Below are 1,036 nucleotides of genomic sequence, written 5' to 3' on the forward strand. Positions count from 1 at the left end.
CGGTGGCGGTGGTGACCAGGTGGTACGCCTTGCCGTCCGGCTTGCCCTCGTCGTAGGTGTTGGTGTTGTGGTCCCGCGCCACCACGGGGGTGCCGGCGGGCAGGGTCGGGTTGAGCGTGGTCTTGGTCAGGGTGACCCGGTCCAGGCCCGCCTGGTAGTACGGCGCGACGGCCGCCGGGTTCTTCCCGGTGACGGTCAGCCGCAGCTCGTGGTCGCCGCGGGCGAGCCGGACCGTCGAACCCGCCGTGTAGGACGTGGTGGTGACGGTCGGGTTGTACCCGTCGAAGGTGCCGCCGACGTTCTGGCCGTCGATGGACAGCTGGACGACGCCGTAGTCCGCCGCCTTGGTCAGCAGCGCGGTCAGCTGGTACTCGCCCTCCTCCGGCACGGAGACCCGGAAGGACGCGTTGTCCCCGACCTCGTTGGCGGCGAAGAACACGTGCCCGCCGCCGGACCACCCGGCGCCGGCGCAGCACTGGGCGAGCGTCTGCACACGCAGCGGGTCGGTCGCGCCGAGTTGGACGAGGCTCTCGCCCTCGGCGGTGAAGGACGCGGGCGTGCTCTGGCCCTCGACCTGCTCGGCGAGCGAGGCGCGGTAGACCGGGCCGAGCGTCTCGACGACGTCGAGGCCGTCCGGGGAGAAGACCGTCCGGTGGTCCAGCAGCCGGGCGCGGGAGGCGGAGTCGGCCGGCAGGCCCAGCTCCGCGACGAGGCGCTCGGTCTCCGGGTGCGTGCCGAGCGCGATGGCGCGGTCGGTGGCCTCCAGCGTGCGGACGGGGTGGCCGAAGCGGTCGTACTCCTGGGTGTCGATGTCACCGCCGGGGGTGACGGACGGGCTGGCGGTGTTGACCTCGTGGCCGGAGGCGTTGAGGTAGTGGACGGTGGCCGGCCGGTAGCCGTCCGGGCCAGGCCTGGCGGCCGTGGCCGTGGCGGTCGCCGGGTCGTCCTCGGGGCCGAACACGGCGGTGGCGTCGGTCGGGGCGTCGGTCTGCGCCCACTTGGCCACGTCCGCGCCCGCCAGGTCGTACGGACCGCC

1 protein-coding gene is annotated in these 1,036 nt (G+C 74.0%); it reads right to left on the bottom strand.

Annotation, left to right across the window (positions count from 1 at the left end; genetic code table 11):
* On the bottom strand, window positions 1-1,036 hold a 1,036-nt coding region (locus AB0O00_RS41360), incomplete at both ends, for a carbohydrate-binding protein (protein WP_363659807.1).

The sequence above is a fragment of the Kitasatospora sp. NPDC093558 genome (assembly GCF_040683475.1).
Taxonomy (GTDB): domain Bacteria; phylum Actinomycetota; class Actinomycetes; order Streptomycetales; family Streptomycetaceae; genus Kitasatospora.